The 17,959-nt window shown below is 60.9% G+C and carries 19 protein-coding genes; 14 read left to right on the top strand and 5 right to left on the bottom strand.

Going from position 1 to position 17,959, the window contains the following annotated elements:
* Positions 1-16: 16 nt before the first annotated feature.
* Positions 17-928, bottom strand: coding sequence for a DMT family transporter (locus tag BLW48_RS05265; protein WP_093173280.1), 912 nt, complete (start codon positions 926-928; stop codon positions 17-19).
* Positions 929-989: 61 nt separating this feature from the next.
* Positions 990-1,754 (bottom strand): GntR family transcriptional regulator, encoded by a 765-nt coding sequence (locus BLW48_RS05260; RefSeq protein ID WP_093056332.1) that lies wholly within the window; start codon positions 1,752-1,754, stop codon positions 990-992.
* Positions 1,755-1,921: 167 nt separating this feature from the next.
* On the opposite strand from BLW48_RS05260, the gene BLW48_RS05255 reads away from it, so the two are divergent.
* The 10 genes from BLW48_RS05255 to BLW48_RS05210 all read left to right on the top strand — a co-directional run bounded on the left by BLW48_RS05255 (position 1,922) and on the right by BLW48_RS05210 (position 9,741).
* Positions 1,922-2,137 (top strand): DUF3311 domain-containing protein, encoded by a 216-nt coding sequence (locus tag BLW48_RS05255; RefSeq protein WP_093173126.1) that lies wholly within the window; start codon positions 1,922-1,924, stop codon positions 2,135-2,137.
* Positions 2,134-3,609 carry a sodium:solute symporter family protein gene (locus BLW48_RS05250; RefSeq protein ID WP_093173124.1) on the top strand — a complete coding sequence of 492 codons (1,476 nt, stop codon included), beginning with the start codon at positions 2,134-2,136 and terminating at the stop codon, positions 3,607-3,609. The genes BLW48_RS05255 and BLW48_RS05250 overlap by 4 nt, the downstream gene beginning before the upstream one ends.
* 25 nt (positions 3,610-3,634) lie before the next feature.
* A complete protein-coding gene (locus BLW48_RS05245; RefSeq protein ID WP_093173122.1) occupies positions 3,635-4,837 on the top strand; it encodes an amidohydrolase family protein in 1,203 nt (400 codons plus the stop codon).
* Positions 4,834-6,111 (top strand): cyanate transporter, encoded by a 1,278-nt coding sequence (locus BLW48_RS05240; protein ID WP_093173120.1) that lies wholly within the window; start codon positions 4,834-4,836, stop codon positions 6,109-6,111. The genes BLW48_RS05245 and BLW48_RS05240 overlap by 4 nt, the downstream gene beginning before the upstream one ends.
* 5 nt (positions 6,112-6,116) lie before the next feature.
* Positions 6,117-6,611 carry a nucleoside deaminase gene (locus tag BLW48_RS05235; RefSeq protein WP_093173118.1) on the top strand — a complete coding sequence of 165 codons (495 nt, stop codon included), beginning with the start codon at positions 6,117-6,119 and terminating at the stop codon, positions 6,609-6,611.
* A 90-nt stretch (positions 6,612-6,701) separates the two neighbouring features.
* Positions 6,702-7,253, top strand: a complete 552-nt coding sequence (locus BLW48_RS05230) for a hypothetical protein (RefSeq protein ID WP_093173116.1) — start codon at positions 6,702-6,704, stop codon at positions 7,251-7,253.
* A gap of 8 nt (positions 7,254-7,261) precedes the next feature.
* Positions 7,262-7,555 carry a hypothetical protein gene (locus BLW48_RS05225; protein WP_177142270.1) on the top strand — a complete coding sequence of 98 codons (294 nt, stop codon included), beginning with the start codon at positions 7,262-7,264 and terminating at the stop codon, positions 7,553-7,555.
* Between the two features lie 141 nt (positions 7,556-7,696).
* A complete protein-coding gene (locus BLW48_RS05220) occupies positions 7,697-7,951 on the top strand; it encodes a hypothetical protein (RefSeq protein WP_093173112.1) in 255 nt (84 codons plus the stop codon).
* 188 nt (positions 7,952-8,139) lie between these two features.
* Entirely contained in the window at positions 8,140-9,147 is a 1,008-nt protein-coding gene (locus tag BLW48_RS05215; RefSeq protein WP_093173110.1) for a patatin-like phospholipase family protein, read from the top strand.
* Between the two features lie 54 nt (positions 9,148-9,201).
* The gene (locus tag BLW48_RS05210; RefSeq protein ID WP_093173108.1) at positions 9,202-9,741 is read left to right on the top strand and encodes a hypothetical protein; all 540 of its coding nucleotides are present in this window, start codon (positions 9,202-9,204) and stop codon (positions 9,739-9,741) included.
* A gap of 22 nt (positions 9,742-9,763) precedes the next feature.
* Here the strand turns inward: BLW48_RS05210 and dkgB are convergent, their stop codons facing one another.
* Together dkgB and BLW48_RS05200 are read right to left on the bottom strand one after the other, a co-directional pair.
* A complete protein-coding gene (gene dkgB / locus BLW48_RS05205; protein WP_093173106.1) occupies positions 9,764-10,582 on the bottom strand; it encodes a 2,5-didehydrogluconate reductase DkgB in 819 nt (272 codons plus the stop codon).
* Between the two features lie 41 nt (positions 10,583-10,623).
* Positions 10,624-11,826: an MFS transporter gene (locus tag BLW48_RS05200; RefSeq protein WP_093173104.1), complete on the bottom strand. Its 1,203-nt coding sequence runs from the start codon at positions 11,824-11,826 to the stop codon at positions 10,624-10,626.
* Between the two features lie 231 nt (positions 11,827-12,057).
* Here BLW48_RS05200 and BLW48_RS05195 point away from each other — a divergent pair, with 231 nt between their 5' ends.
* From BLW48_RS05195 to BLW48_RS05180, 4 genes are all read left to right on the top strand, one after another.
* Positions 12,058-15,150: a metallophosphoesterase gene (locus tag BLW48_RS05195; protein ID WP_177142269.1), complete on the top strand. Its 3,093-nt coding sequence runs from the start codon at positions 12,058-12,060 to the stop codon at positions 15,148-15,150.
* Between the two features lie 338 nt (positions 15,151-15,488).
* Positions 15,489-15,815 (top strand): hypothetical protein, encoded by a 327-nt coding sequence (locus tag BLW48_RS05190; protein WP_093173102.1) that lies wholly within the window; start codon positions 15,489-15,491, stop codon positions 15,813-15,815.
* Between the two features lie 87 nt (positions 15,816-15,902).
* On the top strand, positions 15,903-16,838 hold the full coding sequence (locus tag BLW48_RS05185) for an AraC family transcriptional regulator (protein WP_093173100.1): 936 nt from the start codon (positions 15,903-15,905) through the stop codon (positions 16,836-16,838).
* A gap of 151 nt (positions 16,839-16,989) precedes the next feature.
* Positions 16,990-17,280 carry a putative quinol monooxygenase gene (locus BLW48_RS05180; RefSeq protein ID WP_093173098.1) on the top strand — a complete coding sequence of 97 codons (291 nt, stop codon included), beginning with the start codon at positions 16,990-16,992 and terminating at the stop codon, positions 17,278-17,280.
* Between the two features lie 236 nt (positions 17,281-17,516).
* Here BLW48_RS05180 and BLW48_RS05175 read toward each other — a convergent pair whose 3' ends face one another.
* Positions 17,517-17,912 carry a hypothetical protein gene (locus BLW48_RS05175; protein ID WP_143047723.1) on the bottom strand — a complete coding sequence of 132 codons (396 nt, stop codon included), beginning with the start codon at positions 17,910-17,912 and terminating at the stop codon, positions 17,517-17,519.
* Between the last annotated feature and the right edge of the window lie 47 nt (positions 17,913-17,959).

Here is a 17,959-nt window from a genome sequence, read left to right as displayed (position 1 = left end):
CGGGCCGTGGTTCAGTTCACGCCCGGCGCGCCGGCATCGTCATCGCGATCACGCCGGCCATGATGCATGCAAGGCCGGCCCACGCCGTGGGCGCCGGTGCTTCGCCAAGAAACACCACGCCGATCATCACGCCGATAGGCACGCGCAGATAAGCCTGCGCAGCCGTCGACATCGGCCCCAGCGTCTTGATGAGCCGGAAGTAGATCGTGAAGGCCAGCGCGGTGGAAAGCACTGCGAGTGCCAGCACCGCCATCATCGAAGCGGCAGACGGCGCGAGCGTCCACGGCCGGTCGATGACAAGGCTCGCGGGCAGCAGCATCGCCGTGCCGCTCAGCAGCGAGCCGGCGGCCGGCACCATCGGGTCCAGCCCCTTGAACACGCGGCCGAACATCGCGGCGCAGCCGTAGCAGACGGCGGCGGCCACCAGCCCGAGTTGCGCGAGCAGCGAATGCCCGAGCCCGTTCAGCGCCTCGAAGCCGACGATCAGGCAGATGCCCGCCAGCCCCGCGCCCACGCCGAACAGGCGCCGCAGCGTGGGCCTCTCGGAGCCGCCAAGGCCCAGCCCCAGCAGGAAGATGAAGATCGGCGAGGTCGAGTTGAGGATGGTTGCCAGGCCCGCATCCACGCTGCGTTCGGCCCACGCGATGAGCGTGAAGGGCAGCACGCTGTTCAGGCATGCCTGCAGCGCGAAGCGCCACCAAATCGCCGGCTCCTTCGGCAGCTTCACGCCGCGCATGCGCAGCACCGCAAGCAGCAGCAGGCCGGCAATCAGCGTGCGTGCCGCGATCAGCGTGACTGGCGGGATCGTCGCCACGCCGATCTTGATGAAGGTGTACGAAGCGCCCCAGCAGGTGGCCAGCAGCGCGAGCAGTGCCCATTCGAAGGCGACGTTGGTGTGGGGCTTGCTGGCGGAGGAGAGTGTGTGCATGGCGCCGATCATCGCGAGCCCTGCCAACCGACACTTCGCCCGCGAGCGAAGCGTGGATGCCTCAGTGGCTGTGCCCGTGCGCGGTGGTGCCGCCGCCGTTCAGCAGCGTCGCCAGGTCCACCTCCTGCTCGGCCGCCGCGCCTGCGATGACGCGCTGCTCCAGCTCGTCGAGGTGCTCCAGCGCCACGGCCAGCGCCTTGTCGAGCGACTTGCCCGTCGTCAGCGCCTCGATGATCTGCTCATGCTCGCGCGGCGCGCAGCTTGCGGCCTCGGCGGAGTCGTACAGCGCCTTGTAGAGCTCGGTGTTCGAAATCAGCCGGCGGATGTACGACAGCAGCTCGTCGCTGCCCGCCATCTCCGCCAGCAGCAGGTGAAAGTCGCCCGCCAGCCGGATCGAGTCTTCACGCCTGCCTTCCTTGAACGCCTTCTGCTCCGCCTGCACGTGCTTGCGCAGCGCGGCCACCTGCTCGCGTTCGAGGTTGCCGAACAGCGTGGTCACCAGCCCGGCTTCGACGATGCGGCGCGCGCGGTAGATGCCGCGCATGTCGTCGATCGACGGGTTGGGCACGAAGGCGCCGCGGTTGTGCTCCAGCACCAGCCGTTTTTCCGACCCCAGCCGCGCCAGCACCTTGCGCACCGCGCCGCGCGTGCAGCCCAGCGCCTCTGCCAGTGCGCGTTCGCGCAGGGGAGTGCCGGGGCGCAGCTTGCCGCTGAGCAGTGCCTTCGACACGGCGGCGTAGACGCGTTCGTCCACGTTGGCTTCGTCGGCGTCGGTGGGCTCTGCAGGGGCGGCGGAAGTGGGGGATTTGCGTGCGGTGGAAGGCATAGGCGTGGGGATTATTGCCCGTGCCGTGTCGCCTCCGGGAAATCCCCCGGATTGACTCGGCCCCTCTCGCTCCGTACCATTCGTCTCGTTTGGTTAACCAAAATAATTGTATATGGTCAACCAAAAATGAATTCGAATCTCAACCAGAACAGGAATCGAGGCAACCCATGAAATCCGCCAAATGGCTGGCCGCGCTGCCGGTAGCCGCTTTCTTCAGCGGGGGATGGCTGTCCTCCGTCGCGCCCACCTTTGTGTTCGGCATGCCCTTCCTGATGGTGTGGAACGTCAGCTGGCTGGTGCTGACCTCGCTGATCATGGTGGTCATCGACCGCGCCGAAGGCGACCTCGATGCGCCCACAGCGGCCAACGGAGAAGCCCGATGAACGCCGCACTCGGCGTGATTGCCCTGTTCGTCGTCGGCGCGCTGGGCCTCGCGGTGCTCGCGCGGCGCGGCCGCACCATGAGCCTGGAGCAATGGGCGCTCGGCGGGCGCGGGCTGGGCGCGATCATGGTGTTCCTGCTGATGGCGGGCGAATCGTTTTCCACCTTCACCTTTTTGGGCGCCAGCGGCTGGTCTTACAGCAAGGGCTCGCCGGCCTTCTACATCCTGGCCTACGGCGGGCTGGCCTACCTCATGGCCTTCTGGATGCTGCCGGCCATCTGGCGCTACGCCACCGCGCACAAGCTGGTGTCGTTCTCCGACTTTTTCGCGCACAAGTACGACAGCCGCCCGCTCGGCGTGCTGGTGTCCATCGTCGCGCTCATGGGCATGGTCGCGCTGCTGACCATCCAGCTGCGCGGGCTCGGCATCATCGTGTCGGAAGCTTCATACGGCTCCATCGCGCCGCAGGTGGCCATCTGGATCGGCACCGTGGTCATGGTGAGCTACATCCTGTTCTCGGGCATCCATGGCTCGGCCAGCATCGCCATCGTGAAAGACGTGCTCATCCTCGCGCTCGCCGTGTTCCTCGGCATCTACCTGCCGTGGCACTACTACGGCGGCGTCACGCCCATGTTCACCGCCATCCACGCGGCCAACCCCAGCTTCTTCGAGTTCCCGAAAGAAGGCCTGAACCTCACCTGGTACAACTCGACCATCCTGCTGACGGCGCTGGGCTACTACCTGTACCCGTTCAACCTCACCTCGGTGTATGCCGCCAGGAGCGCGAGCGCGGTGCGCCGCAACACCATCCTGATGCCGCTGTACCAGGTGGTCATCGCCTTCCTGTTCCTCGTCGGCTTCGCGGCCATCCTGCAGGTGCCTGGGCTCAAGGGCTCGGAGGTCGACCTTGCGCTGTTCGGGCTGGCAAAGCACACCTTCGACCCATGGTTCGTCGGCGTGATCGGCGGCACGGGCGTGCTCACGGCGCTGGTGCCGGGCTCGATGATTCTGCTCACGGCCTCCACCGTGATCGGCAAGAACGTCTACAAGGAAGGCTTCGCCCACAACGCCACCGACAAGCAGGTGTCGCGCGTGGCGCGCGGCGTGCTGCCGGTGTTTGCCTTGGTTGCGGTGTACTTCGTGCTGCGCGGCGGCACCACCATCGTGTCGGTGGCCATCTTCGCGTCGAGCCTGCTCACGCAGCTGTTGCCCTCGCTGCTGTTCAGCCTCATGAAGAAGCCCTTCGGCAACAAGCACGCAGCCTTCGCGGGCATCCTGGCGGGCGGCGCGGTGCTGGCCTTCATGATGACCGCCAGCTCTAACCTGGGTACGCTGTTCCCGGCTGCACCGGTCGTCTTCAAGTCGCTCAACATCGGGCTCGTGGCGCTGGCGACCAATGCGCTGGTGTTCGTGATCGTGGCGCTCTTCACGGCGCGCATCGTGCCGCGTACCGTTGCAGCGCAACCTGCCTGATGCTTTCAACGAACGGACTCTCAACATGCCATCGCTCCTGATCCGCAACGTGCGCCCCATGGGCGCCTCCCCGGTCGACGTGCGGGTGCAGGACGGGCGCATTGCCGAGATCGGCACCGCGCTTGCCGCACCGGCCGGCGCCACCATCGAAGACGGCCAGGGCGCCTTGCTGCTGCCCGGCCTCGTCGAAGGCCACACCCACCTCGACAAGACGATGTGGGGCATGGACTGGTACCGCAACGAAGTCGGCACCAACCTCACCGACAAGATCGAGAACGAGCGCGCCTTTCGCCACTCCAGCGGGCACGACGCGGCCACGCAGTCGCTGGTGCTCGCCAAGGCCTTTCTCGCGCGCGGCACCACGCGGCTGCGCACGCACGTCGACGTCGACACGCAGGCCGGCCTGCGCCATCTCGAAGGCACCCTGCGCACGCGCGAGGTGCTGCGCGACGTGCAGCAGATCCAGATCGTCGCCTTCCCGCAGTCGGGCCTGTTGGGCCGCCCCGGCACGGCCGAGCTGCTCGACCAGTCGCTTGCGCAGGGCGCCGACGTGCTCGGTGGCCTCGACCCCTGCGCCATCGACGGCGACCCGGTGAAGTCGCTCGACGTGCTGTTCGGCATTGCCGACAAGCACCAGCGCCCCATCGACATCCACCTGCACGAGCCCGGCGCCATGGGCGCGTTTTCGCTCGACCTGATCCTGCAGCGCACAGAGGCGCTGGGCATGCAGGGCAGGGTGGCCATCAGCCACGGCTTCTGTCTGGGCGACGTGAGCGAACGCGAGCGCGAAGCGCTGCTCGCGCGCATGGCCAGGCTCGGCGTGGTGCTCGTCACCAGCGCGCCGCCCTCGCGCACCGTGCCGCCGCTCATGGCCTGCCGGCAGGCCGGTGTGACCGTGCTCGGCGGCAACGACGGCATCCGCGACACCTGGTCGCCCTACGGCAACCCCGACATGCTCGAGCGCGCCATGATCATCGGCCTGCGCTACAACCTGCGCCGCGACGACGAGATCGAAGTCGCACTCGACACCGTCACGCACTCCGGCGCGCGCGGCTGCGGCTTCGAGGCCTACGGCCTCGTGCCCGGCAACCGCGCCGACCTCGTGCTGGTCGATGCACAGACCGTCGCGCAGGCCGTGGTGTCGCGGCCCGTGCGCAAGCTGGTGGTGGCGGGCGGCCGCATCGTGGCGCGCAACGGCGTGCTGCAGGCCGACGTGGCGTCTTTGTGAGGGCAGGGCGCAGTCGTGACGGAGGCGTCGCCTTCGCGGTAGTGATCGTGCTGGTGGCGCTCAACCTGCGTGCCTTTCTCACGTCGAGCAGCCCGCTGCTCGAACCCATACGCCTTGCGACCGGCATCGGCTTTCATGCGGTGGCGCTGCTCACAGTGCTGCCGATGTTCGCGATGGGGGCCACGTCGCTGTGCGGCGCGGCGGTGGGCCAACGCATCGGCGCGCGCGGCGGCGTCGCGCTCGGGCTCGTAGCAATTGCCTTCGCTTGTGCGAGCCGCTATGTGGCGGGCGGCGCGGCTGCGCTGCTGTGGAGCGCGGCGCTCGCGGGCGCGGGTGTTGGGCTGGTGCAGGCGCTGATGCCCGGCGTCGTCAAGCAGGCCTACCCGACGCGCATCGGCGTGATGACGGGGCTGTACTCCGCCGCGATCATGGGCGGCGGCGGGCTTGGCGCCATGGCCAGCCCGTGGGTGGCGCACGCATTCGGCGGCGCGCAGCCCGACTGGCATGCGGGCCTCGCGATATGGGCCCTGCTCGCAACCTTCGCGCTGCTGTACTGGCTCAACATGCGTCGCATGGAATTCACTGTCGCCGATGCGCCGCGCCAGAACCTCTCGTGGCTGCGCTGCTTCGCAAGCCGCCGCGCATGGCTGCTGGCGGCGTGCTTCGGCCTCATCAACGGCGGCTACACCAGCCTCGTCGCGTGGCTGCCGCACTTCTATGCCCAGCAGGGCTGGACCGCGCAACAGGGCGGCTCGGTGCTTGCGCTGATGACGGCTGCGCAGGTGGTCGCCGCGCTCGCCATGCCCGCCATTGCGCGCAGCCGGGGGCGCGACCTGCGGCCCTGGCTGTTGCTCACGCTGGTTGCGCAACTGGCGGGCTTCTGCGCGCTGACCTTCGATGCGCCTGTGCCGGCCGTCGCCATCGCCGTCGTGCTGGGCTTCGGCCTCGGCGGTGCGTTCTCGCTGTGCATGGTGCTGGCGCTCGATCACCTGCCAGACCCTGCACAGGCCGGCGCGCTCGCGGGCTTCATGCAGGGCGTAGGCTTCATGATCGCCGCGCTCGCGCCCTTCGTCACCGGCTGGGTGCGCGAGCACACTGGCGGCTTCACGCTCGCATGGGCTTACCTTGCCGTAGTCGTGGTGCTGCTGCTGCCGCTCATGCTGTGCTTCGATCCGCGGCGCTATGCCGCGGCAACGGCTGGGCTCTTCTCGCCGAAAACGCACCACGCCACGAACACGCTCACGGCGCTAGACAGCAGCGCCAGAAAGGCCTGAACACCATGTACCAACAGCAATTCATGCAACGCGCACTGGCCCTCTCGGCACAAGCGCTCCAGGAGCCAGGCACCGAGCCCTTCGGCGCAGTCGTCGTCAAAGACGGGGTGATCGTCGGCGAAGGCTTCAACCATTCCGTCGCGCATTCAGACCCGACTTCACACGGCGAAGTCGAAGCCATCCGCGACGCCTGCCGCAAGCTCGGCACCGTCAACCTGTCGGGCTGCGAGCTCTACACCTCGTGCGAGCCTTGTGCCATGTGCGTGGCGGCGATGCACATCGCGGGCATCACCAAGCTGTACTACGCCGCGTCGCTCGCGCAGTCGGGCGAGGCATTCAAGGGTGTGACTGTGGCGGCGCGGCACCCCATCGATGTCGATGCGCTTCGCGCCGAAGCTGGTGCCACGCTCACAGAGCGCAGCCTTCCTGCGGAGCAGAAGCTCGACCGTGAGGCTGTGCAGATTCTTTCGGACTGGGCTGCGACGCGTAGGGGTTCCTGAAGCGCCCGCGCAGCTGCCTGAGTGGCTGAAATATCCACCCCGTATGCTTCTCGAAAAAATCAGTTTCGAGATTTCAAAAGGGGAGGATCTATGACTACTACAGGCGCGAATTCCGTCGCACGGGCGCAGCACTCGGAGCCCACCGTTACCCTCTATGGGCGCATCGCCGCAGGTCTGGCTGGATACGTCAGCTGGCCCGATCCGCCCGATTTACATTTGTCCATCATCATCGACGACGCGTACAGCGGTATCACCGTGATCGATGGTCAACCGACGATGACCGAGGCAGGTTTCAAGAACATGGGCTTGATCAGGACCAACAAGTACGAGAACTCGCTCCCCGCCGGGGTGAAGGTGAGGATCCAACTCCAACCGCCCGAGGGCATGAGCCGGCAGGAGTTCGCACGCAGGTTGGTCGTCAACTCACAGAGCTTTTCGAGCTACGTAGCTCCGTACTCGGTGCCAAAGAACATCCGAGGATCGCGGATGCGCCCGGGCGAATACAACAGCAGTTCGTACGTCGCAGGTCTGCTCAAGAGCGTCATGGGCTACGTGCCACTGATCGCCACACCGGGCTTCCAGACGCCCGGATGGGAAAGCCCCATGTCCGGACACTTCTTCAAGGGCGAGGCGATCCGATGAGAGTCGCCTTGCGCCTCGTATTGAACGTGCTGGCCTGGGCCGTGTCTATCCCGGTCCTGAATGTCTGCCTGACGGCATTGGAGCGGCATCGAATCATGCCGCTGTCGGGGCCCGTCGCGGCAGTCGTGGCGGTCACACTGCTTCTCTGGGCGGCGCTGATCTACTGGCGCTGCGTTCCGAGCACGCCGAGTATCGTGACTCGCCTGAGCTATCTCGTGGTCTTCGTGGTCGCGATGGTTCTGGTGGGCTTTGGTGCAGTTTGGGTAGCGTTCTGGGCCTCGGTCGCGACCTTCGGGCTCTAGCGTTCTTCAAGAGTTCACCTGCGCTGGCTACTCGAGCGCCGCCAGCGCGCGATTCACGACGATGTTGTTACTCCCCACCGCAAGCCAGCGTGAATAGAGTTGCCTCATGGCGCGATACGAAGCGCGCTATGAGGAGTCGGCATGAGCAGCGTCAGGAACACCGCGACAACGCAACCCTCTGCACTGGTTGCACAGGCGATCGATATCTATCGAAGCATCGCCGCGTGCCACGCGCACATCGCAAACAACAGCAGCAATAACGCCAACGCACTCATCGCAGCGCTGATGTTGCCCTGTTACCAATCCAGCTTTCGCGAACTGGCACTTGCGCTGACCCTTGAAGAGGAGCGCGAACTTAGGTACGCGCTCGACGAATTTCGCAACTCAGCTGCATGAAGACGAGTACCTTCGCGCAGCTTTTGTCCCACTGTGGTGCGTTCCGAATCGTTGCGCGGCCTTCGGAATTACGCTGATGGATTGAACGGGATTTCACTCGTAGCGACAAACGCGACCAGCGCCCAGACTCCGCTTCCCCGGCCGGGAATTTATTTCATGGAAGTCATTTCTCTTGAAAGGAGTTGGCAATGGCGGAAAACACGAAATTCACCATCCTCTCGTTCGTTGGCGGTGGCATACGAGGGCTGATGTCGGTCACGATCCTGAACGAGCTGTACACGAAGTTCCCGAACATCCTCGAAAACACCGACCTCATCGCCGGGTGTTCGACGGGCTCGATCATCACGAGCGAGCTGCTGGCGGGAACGACGCCGCCGGAACTCATCACCTTCTTCACCACGCGCGAGGGCAGGGGCGAGATCGAGTTCTACGACAACATGAACACGAACCCGAAGGAGCCCGCGTACAAGATCACGGATGTCTACGACTCGCAGTTCGAACTGCACAAGGAAATGAAAGTCTCTGATGTCGACTGGCAGAAGGTGCTGTTCGTGTCCTTCAACGTCGGCGGGCTCGAGGTGAAGGACTCCTTGCAGACGCCGACACCGTGGAAGCCGTTGATGTACACGAACATGGACCCCGAACTCGGCGACGTGACCATCGCGAAGGCGGCCACTTCGAGCGGCGCGATGCCCGGACAGCTGGGCTCGTATGAAGGCAACGTAGACGGCGCCTTCTTCAATCACGACCCTACAGTCGCGGCGATTGCGCTGGCCGTGAAGGCCGGGCACAAGCTCGAGGACATCACGGCCATTACCTTCGGCACCGGCTACATGCCCGACTGGGTTGCCAGCGACACCCACAACTGGGGCGCCGACCAGTGGATGAACGGCGTTGCAAATCCGTTCAACAACACGCCGCCGTTCCTCATGAACCAGGCGAGGCCTTCGCCGATGCTCGACATGTGCCTCAACGGCACATCGACAGAGCTCATGCCGATGATCGCGAAGATGCTGCTGGGCGACCGCTACACGAACATCAACCCGACGCTGCCGTTCTTCATTCCGGAGAACACGACCTACCAGCAGGCCATCGACCTGCTGCAGGACAAGGGCAAGCATGCCGACATCGCGCATGCGGAAGTCCTCGTGGAGAAGTACTGGGTCAAACACGACCACGGCCCCGTGCTGCCCTGAGCGGCATCCACAAACAGCAGCAAGCAAACGCATTCCTGGAAAGGAGAAACGACGATGTCGACTATCGCAACAAAGGGGGCAGCAAAAGCACCCGGCACTTCCACGGGCGAACTGAACCTCGGGCCGTACTACATCCAATACCTGCCCGGCAACCACTATGTGCTGGACGTGTACGGGAACAGCGCCGCAAAGGACACCCAGGTCATCGGGTTCACCGTCAACCAGCCCGAGACCGTCAACCAGCAGTGGCTGTTCGTCCCCGCGGGGCCGCTGGCGCCGGGATGGTGGTACCTGCAGACGCTGATGGGCTCCGAGTACGTCATGACCCTGCAACCCCATGCCACCACCGGCTCGGGGCCGGTGGTGATGCAGCCCAAGGCGCTGGGCGACTCCGACACGCAGCTCTGGAGCCTGCTGTCCACCGAAGTGCCAGGCTACTGGTACATCCAGAGCAAATTCGGGGCGAGCAATGCGCAGGCGCCGGTGGTCATCGGACTCACCAGCAACACCTCCGGAGCGAGTGCCGTGGCCAACCCCATCAGCTTCACCGGGTTCGAAGCACAGGCCTGGGGGTTCAAGCCTGTGTATTGGTAGGAGGTATGAAACCGGCGGCCAATCAGTCCCAGGCCGGCGACAGACCGGCCGGATCGGTAAGGCGCTCATTGCGGTCGAGTGCCGCAATCTGCGCCATTTCCGCATCCGTCAGCTTCAGCTGCTGTGCGCGCAGATTGCCTTCAAGGTTCGCACGCTTGGTAGACGACGGAATCACCGCGTAGCCCAGCTGCATAGCCCACGCCAGCACCACCTGCGCCGTGGTCGCGCCGTGCGCCTTGGCAATCGCCTCGACAACCGGGTCGCCCAGCACCTTGCCGTAAGCCAGCGTCATGTAAGAAGTGATGTGAATGCCCTGGCTCTTCGCGAACTCAGCCACCTTGCGGTTCTGCAGATAGGGGTGCAGCTCGATCTGGTTGGTTGCGATCTGCTCCGCGCCCACGGCCGCAATGGCTTCCTTCATCAGCGCGATGTTGAAGTTCGACACGCCAATGCGCTTCGTGAGCCCCTGCGCCTTGGCCTCGGCCAGCGCGCCCATGAACTCGGCTACCGGCACCGCGTTGCCGGGCGAGGGCCAGTGGATCAGCGTCAGGTCGACATGATCTGTGCGCAGCTTGGCGAGGCTGTCTTTCAGGCTGGGCACCAGCTTGTCTTTGGCGTAGTTGTCGGTCCAGATCTTGGTGGTGATGAAGAGGCTGCTGCGGGCCACGCCGCTTTCGGCAATGGCCTGGCCCACCTCGGCTTCGTTGCCGTAGATCTGCGCCGTGTCGATGGTGCGGTAGCCCACGTCGAGGCCGTTCTTCACCGAGTCGATGACCACCTGGCCCTTCAGGCGGAAGGTGCCGAGGCCGAAGGCGGGAATGGTGTTGTTGTTCGTGTTCATGATGTGTGTTGTCCTTGCGTGTTGAAAAAAAGAGGGGAGGTTCAGTGACCGACCGGCACCGGCCCCGAAGCGCGAACCGGAATGCCTGCACGCCGATCAAGCGATCCGCTCCATTGCGTGAGAGCCAGAGAGACAAGCACCACCAGCGCGCCAATCCACGGCGTGTGCATCAGCCCGAGGTGCGTCACGATCAGCCCACCGGCCCAGGCTGCGCCGGCAATGCCCAGGTTGAAAGCCGCGATGTTCAGGCCCGAGGCCACGTCTACCGCCTGCGGCGTGAAGCGTTCGGCCTGCTTCACCACATACACCTGCAGCCCCGGCACGTTGCCGAAAGCCACCGCGCCCCACATCAGCACCGCCAGCAGAGCCAGCCACTTGTGCGGCGCCGCGAAGTTGAACACCAGCAGCACCGCGGCCAGCAGCGCGAAGATGATCTTCAGCGCCGGAATCGGGCCCATGCGGTCGGCCAGCTTGCCGCCCCAGATGTTGCCCACCGCCACCGAGATGCCGTACACCAGCATCACCCAGCCCACAGCGCCGGCGCTGAAGCCAGACACGTCAGTGAGGATCGGCGCGAGAAACGTGAACGGAATGAACGAGCCGCCATAGCCGATGGCCGTCTTCGCATACACCAGCAACAGGCGCGGCTCGGCCAGCACCTTGGCTTGCTGCGCCAACGAGGCCGGCGGCGTGTGGCGGATGTTGCTTGGCACGAAGATCCAGCTGCCGATGAAGGCGATAACGCCCAGCGCCGACACGGCCAGGAAAGTCTCGCGCCAGCCGAAGTGCTGGCCGATGAACGTGCCCAGCGGCACGCCCGTGACCAGCGCCACCGTGAGGCCCGTGAACATGATCGCGATGGCGCTCGCCGCCTTTTCCTTCGGCACCAGGCCGGTGGCAATCGTCGAGCCGATGGAGAAGAACACCCCGTGCGCCAGCCCCGTGAGCACGCGGGCGGCAATCAGCGATTCATAGCTCGGCGCCTTCCACGCCAGCAAGTTGCCGACCGTGAACAGCGCCATCAGCCCGAGCAGCAGCGCCTTGCGCGGCAGCTTGCCCGTGAGGGCCGTGAGCACCGGCGCGCCGATGGCGACGCCCAGCGCATAGAGGCTGACCAGCAGGCCGGCGGAGGGAAGGCCGATGCCGAGATCGGCGGCCACAGTGGGGATGAGGCCAACGATGACGAACTCGGTCGTCCCGATGGCGAAGGCGCTGAGGGTCAGCGCTAGTAAGGCGATTGGCATGAGGGCACTCCTTCTTGGACGGGAGGGAGTGTCTCGCAGTTATCTTTGCAAATATACGGACAAACAGGCAGAAGATAATTGACTTTAAGGCAAATATAGAAATGAGAAACCAATCTGAAAAGAACATCCGCTTGGCACGCGGTGAGACGACCTAATGGGGTTTCCCCATGGCGGAATTTCAGAGAATGTGGATACTAGTTTCTTTCAGAAACAAAAAATCCTGGAGGGATTGTGTTCAGAATTATTCATATATCAGATCTTCACTTTACCGAGGATCTTCATCAGTCAACGGTAATTTCTGCACTATGCCGGGATATTCGTTCTGTATGTGAATTGAATAAGCCCGCTGCTGTGGTTTTTTCCGGCGACATTGCGGCAAAAGGACAGACGAATAATGTCAATATTGAAAAAATCTTGAGTCACTTTGTCTCTGAAATAAGAAATACTGTCGGCAGTGATTTGCCTTTTCTAATTTGCCCTGGAAATCACGATGTTGATCTTGGTCGCAGGGCGAAATTTCTTTCTCCCATTTTTGAAAAAATAAAAACACCTGATGAGGCGAGCGAATTGGTGCGGCAAGCATTAGATCCCGCATCTGTCCCATTGTGGGAACATTTGGCCGGGTTTCGAAAGCTTGCAGTTGTAATTGATGAGGATGCATTCTCAAGGCATCCGATTTTTTACACAAAAGTTATATCAAATGGGGCGTCTAAGATTGGATTTGCTTGTCTTAATTCGGCTTGGATGACGCAAGGCGGCGGGAGAAATGACTATGGATCCTTATATGTTGGGGAATATGCGTTGGATCTTGCGAGAAAGGAGCTTGCTGATCCAGGAATTGATATGCGAATTGCGATATTTCATCATCCTTTAGAGTGGCTCGCTCCTGAGGAGCGTTCAAATATTCAAAGGTACCTAACTTTGAATTTTGATGGGTTTTTGTGCGGTCATAAACATGATAACAACGCCAATTCACTGCATTCGAATATTGGGAATTTGTTTACGAGTAATACAGGTTGTGTGTATCAAACGCGAGAGTATTTTAATGGTTACTCGATCATTGATATTGATCGAGAAGGTTTGCGCTGGCTGATTAATGCCCGAGAGTATTATTTGGAGCGAAATGAGTTTGATGATGCAAATAGATTTGCACCAATGGGTAAGTGGGAGACGCCATTTACAACACATCAACAGGGCACTAAGGTTGTAATTCACCGCGAAGTAATAAAAGCAGTTCATGAACGAGCTAACTCCATGCTGCTTTCTTATAATTCCTCGGAATTAGCTCCTAAATCTATGGGGGCAATTTTTGTTGAGCCACCACTTTCGGTTTTTTCTGAAAAAGAACTTGTTGCGAAAATGAAAGGGGCAGAACCGCCTCCGGGGTCATATACAGGCCTTGCCGCGCTGGCAGCCATGCAACGGACAATTTTGCTGGTAGGGAAGAGAGAGGCCGGTAAATCTCTATTGCTTCACCAAATTGCAGTTAATTACTATCAAGAATTCCACCCTATTGCCCGCATTGGGTTGGTGCTTGATGTAAATGCCCTCAAAAAAATGACATCAGCTGGACTGCTGGAACAGGCTGTTGAGTTTTGTGGAAGTGAAATTGCTAGAAGAGATCTGGTTAAGCTACTGGATGCTGGGGAGACATTGGTTTGCATCGATAACGTTCGCCCCCATGACGCAAAGGTGGTCGATGTAGTTCGAGGACTAATGATGCAATATCCGAAAGCCCGATACATTTTGGCCGCTTCGGAAGAAATTTTGGAAAGCGTAACGGGAAATGCGTCTTCTCATCTCGATTCAATTGCTCAAAAAGTTTATGTTCATACGTTTAGGCGAAAACACACCAAGGAGCTTGTCAAGAGATGGTTCGGCTCAGGAGATGCGGCTCTTGAGCAAAGAGTCGATGTCATCAATAAATTACTTTCTCGACTCCGAGTTCCAACTACGCCATTTTTAGTTTCCGTTCTATCATGGGTGCTGGAGCAGAGGCCGAATGCGAATGTCATAAATCAAGCTTCAGCAATTGAAGTTTTGATTGAAGGGCTTTTGGAAAAATTCAATGAATCTAAAGCTCGAAAAGAATTTGATTCAACCATACAGCAGCACTTCTTGGCAGAATTTGCGACATTACTTGATAGTCAAGATGCTGACTGGGTTCCGGTGGTGGATTTTGATTCCTTTATTGCTGAATATTTTAAAAAACGAGGCCTTTCGGTGTCAACTGATGGATTCTCTGCGGAATTGATCAGAAAGGGATTGATTTATTCATTTGATCACCGGGTGGGATTTAAGTTTGATTGCTTTAGAGCCTTTTTTCTTGCAAGAAAATTCGCAGAAACGCCTAGTATGTGGCGTGATGCATTAACCGCAAAAAATGTTCATCGTTACGTGACCGAGCTTGATCTTTTCACCGGACTGCATCGTGATCGTGCGGATGTCTTGAGGAAATCGGGAGAGCTTTGTAGCCAAATGGCAGAGGAGATTGACGTTGATTTTCCTTTGGATGAAATTGATCGGCTTGATGCGGCAATAGATCAAGACGTTTTGGAGGTAATTCAAAAGAAGATTCTCTCCAATGACTCGAAGCATTATAAAAAAGAGCTCGAAAACGAAAGGCCTAATGAATTGTCGGCCGATCATGAGCACACCAGAAAGAGAAAGCATCTCCCGGATATCGATCAGGTTTCTCGTTATATGGAAAGCCTGCGAGCCTTTTCGGTGATTCTTAGAAATTCTGAATTGGTAGATGATGTTGAATTAAAGCGAAGTAGCTTTGATTTGGCTTTGGAGATGTGGGCAAACGCATCAATTGCAGTGATACTTTCCCTGCCAGATCAGGCAAAAGAAGTTATTGAAGGTATTGCCGGGAAAGGTGAGGAAAGGAATTTTGGAAAAAGTGCTAGCTCGCTTGTGCGCGCAATAATTCCGCAAGTGATGGTGGCAATTATTGCTGAAGTTCTCGCCACTCCTAAGCTTCAACTTTTCATTCGTGAGCGCGCCGCAGACCCTCGAACTTTGGTTCGAGTGTTATCCGTTTTTCTTGCATTAGATTCAGATGATCTTGATGCAATGAAAATGATTGAAGATTTGCTGAGAGACTTTAAGAAAAATTCCTTCGTCGTTGAGATGGTGTTTTTCAAGTTATTAACTATCCATATGACCGGTGGTTCGATGGCGAATCATCGAAACTTTCGAGAATTGATGGGGAATTCTTTTGTTTTGCTTCGCGGTGCTCAAGGCCAAGAGGCTAATCTATTGAAGGGTAGATTTTTAAATCAATTGGATAAGAAGCTGGGTGTTTCTGAGAATTTTTAGAAATTTAATTAAATTTCGACCAATTTCGAGACTGATATAGCTGTCGCATGAAATCCTGAGCAGATGTTCGGCGGGTGGCTCCGATATACTCCCCGCTGTCGCGCAATGCGCGATCGGGTTTGGAAGCCCGTCGAACTCTCTGCGACGAAAGCCGCAGTCACCGCACATGGTCTGCGGCTTTTTCGTTCGCGTGCCTTTTTAGGTGGCTCGGATGGGAGGGCTCACGCCCTGCCGGCTTTCGCAAGAGGGTTCACGGTCTTCCAACCCGTTCGAGCTGCCGCCACCGTTTGGAAGCGGAGGTGTCGGCTGTAGCAATCCGAACCCAACTGGAGGCCTCCGTGGCTGAATCTGTACCCACCCGCGCACAGGATCGTGCTCGCTCCAATTGCTTTGAGCCGGCATCTTCGAATCTCGACGATCTCGCCCTGCAAGCCTGCGACGACGCCGACACCCTCCACGACGTGATGCGCGCCTACAGCGCACTCAAAAAGCTCGTCGACACCAGCGCCCTGAACGACAGCGAGGTGCTCACCCCCAGCCGCACCGAACTGAGCGCCTTGCTGGGCCTGCTCAACGACGCGCTGCTGGTGCGCATCGATATCGTCAATGGCGCCACCAGCGCAGTGCGCGAAGCGCTTCGGAAGAACGTCGGCGGCGCCCAATAGCAACAGCTGTGCGCCCTTGACAACGGGCACGCGCCAACCGGCAACGCTGCGCATCGCGCTTTTCTTCTTCTCCCCACAACAAAACCGATGCCAGCTTCGCCCGTCGCCGACAACAAGCCCGAGGCTATTCCCACCGCCGCCTGGGCCCGTCTGCGCGACATGGTCGCGGCGCGAACCCCTGCGGACGGCCGTACCGATGCGCTGTATCCGGGGCTGCGCTGCTATCGGTTCTCGCGCCCGGTGCGTTACGAGAAAACCCAGCGCCTCACGCCGGGCGTGGTGGTGGTCTTGCAGGGCCGCAAGACCGCGCACCTCGGCGACCGTCATTCGCTCGACTATGGCGCCACGCAGTGCCTGGTGCTCGGGGCCGAGGTCGCGTGCCTCGGCACGGTCGTCGGGGCGAGCGCCGAGCATCCGTACCTCGCGATTCATCTCGACCTGCCGCCCGACATGCTGGTGAAGTCTTTTGTCGCGCTGGCAGAAAGCGGCACGCTGGCCGAGCCCGCCCGTGTGACGGAGAACTTCACGGCTGCGGCGGGGCCGGAGGTGGTCGAGGCCTTTGCCCGCCTGCTGCTGGCGGCCGACGACCCGGTGGATCGCCGCACGCTCGCGCCGCTGGCGGTTGAAGAAATCGTGCTGCGGCTGCTGCGCTCCGAGGCCGCTGCCGCCATCCGCAGCGCGGGCGCCGTTACCAAGGCAGGCGCACGCATACAGACGGCCATCGCCTTCATGCGCCGCCATCTGGGCCGGCCACTGTCGGTGGCCGAGATTGCCAGCCACGTGCACATGAGCCCTTCGCACTTCGCGCACAGCTTTCGCGAGGTGGCTGGGGTCACGCCGATGCGCTGCATTCGCGACCTGCGTCTGGAAGAGGCGCGCATGCTGATGCTGGGCGCGGGGCTGCGGCCCGGCGATGCGGCTGCGAAGGTGGGCTTCGAGAGCGCGGCGCATTTCAATCGCGCGTTTCGCAGGCGCTTCGAGGCAACGCCTGCTGAGTACGTGCGGCGCGTTCAGTCGGGCTGACTGACCGACTGACTGACTCACCGACGTGGGGGCGGCTGCGTCTTTCGCAGCCATGGTCAATTTCTTCGCAGCTTCGTGCCTTGGCGTGGGGGAGGGCGCTGGCTAACCTGCCGTCTGCCTTTTTCTTAAAGCAAACGACAGAGAAATTTCCATGAATCCGATCAACGTCATCATCACTTTCGAAGCCAAGCCCGAGCGCGCATCCGCGTTTGCCCAACTCATGCAGCAGGTCAAGCAGTCGCTGCCATCGGCGGATGGATGCCGTGGTGTGCAGTTGTTCGGGCACGGCGACAACGACTGCGTGTTCACGCTGGTCGAGTCGTGGGAGTCACGGAGCAAGCATGAGGCGCATATCGCGGGCGTGGTGTCGTCCGGCGCTTGGGACACGATGGCGGCTGAGCTGGCTGGGGCGCCTGTCAGCAGCTATTGCAACGAGCTCTGATGCGGCACGCTGGGGCGGGAGCGATCGATCAGGCAGTCGGTGCGCCTGCCTCCCTCAGCAGCCATTGTTGGTGGCGCAGTTGATACGGGGGAAGGGGTGAGAGCGCGTTTCAAACAGCTCATGGGGCTTTGTCGGGGCGCGCTCACGCCGACGGCGTGCTCTGCTCCGCGAATGTCCCCCGTCCTTCGGACTCCTCCTTTATTTCGCTGCGCAGAGCACACCATCGACGTGATCGTTCAGCTCAGCCGTTGAACCTCCCACACAACGACCGCGCCCATGTGCGAATGGCACCTCGGTAGCTTCAGTCCCTCAACATCAGGATAGAGATGGAGCGCAGCGAAATCGTTGCTCTCTCCGAATGGACTCTCTGGAGAGCGGTATGCCCGGGAGTACGTCTCCACGGGAAGGTCGGTGCGCAGCAACACACGCAGCGCTCTTACCGTGTTGGCCGCACGCAGTTCAGCCAACGCCTTTGCCTCGCTGGGAACGGCGCCAGAAGCGCCGGTTTCTACCCCCGCGCCCGTGTACTTGGGAAAGGCTGCATAGGAACGGTTCAGCCACTCCGAGAGCTTGATGATCTGTGATCGATCCAGTTCCGCCGCGCCGCTTTCAAAGCTGATCTGAGTCGCCACGATGTAGCTGCATGCCGTTGCTTGCCCCGCAGCGAGGGCCGTGGCCA

Origin of the sequence: Variovorax sp. YR266, from assembly GCF_900107295.1 — a bacterium.
Lineage (GTDB): Bacteria > Pseudomonadota > Gammaproteobacteria > Burkholderiales > Burkholderiaceae_C > Variovorax.
The sequence above is the reverse complement of the archived record's forward strand: the minus strand, read 5'-3'. Positions and strand labels throughout refer to the sequence as shown.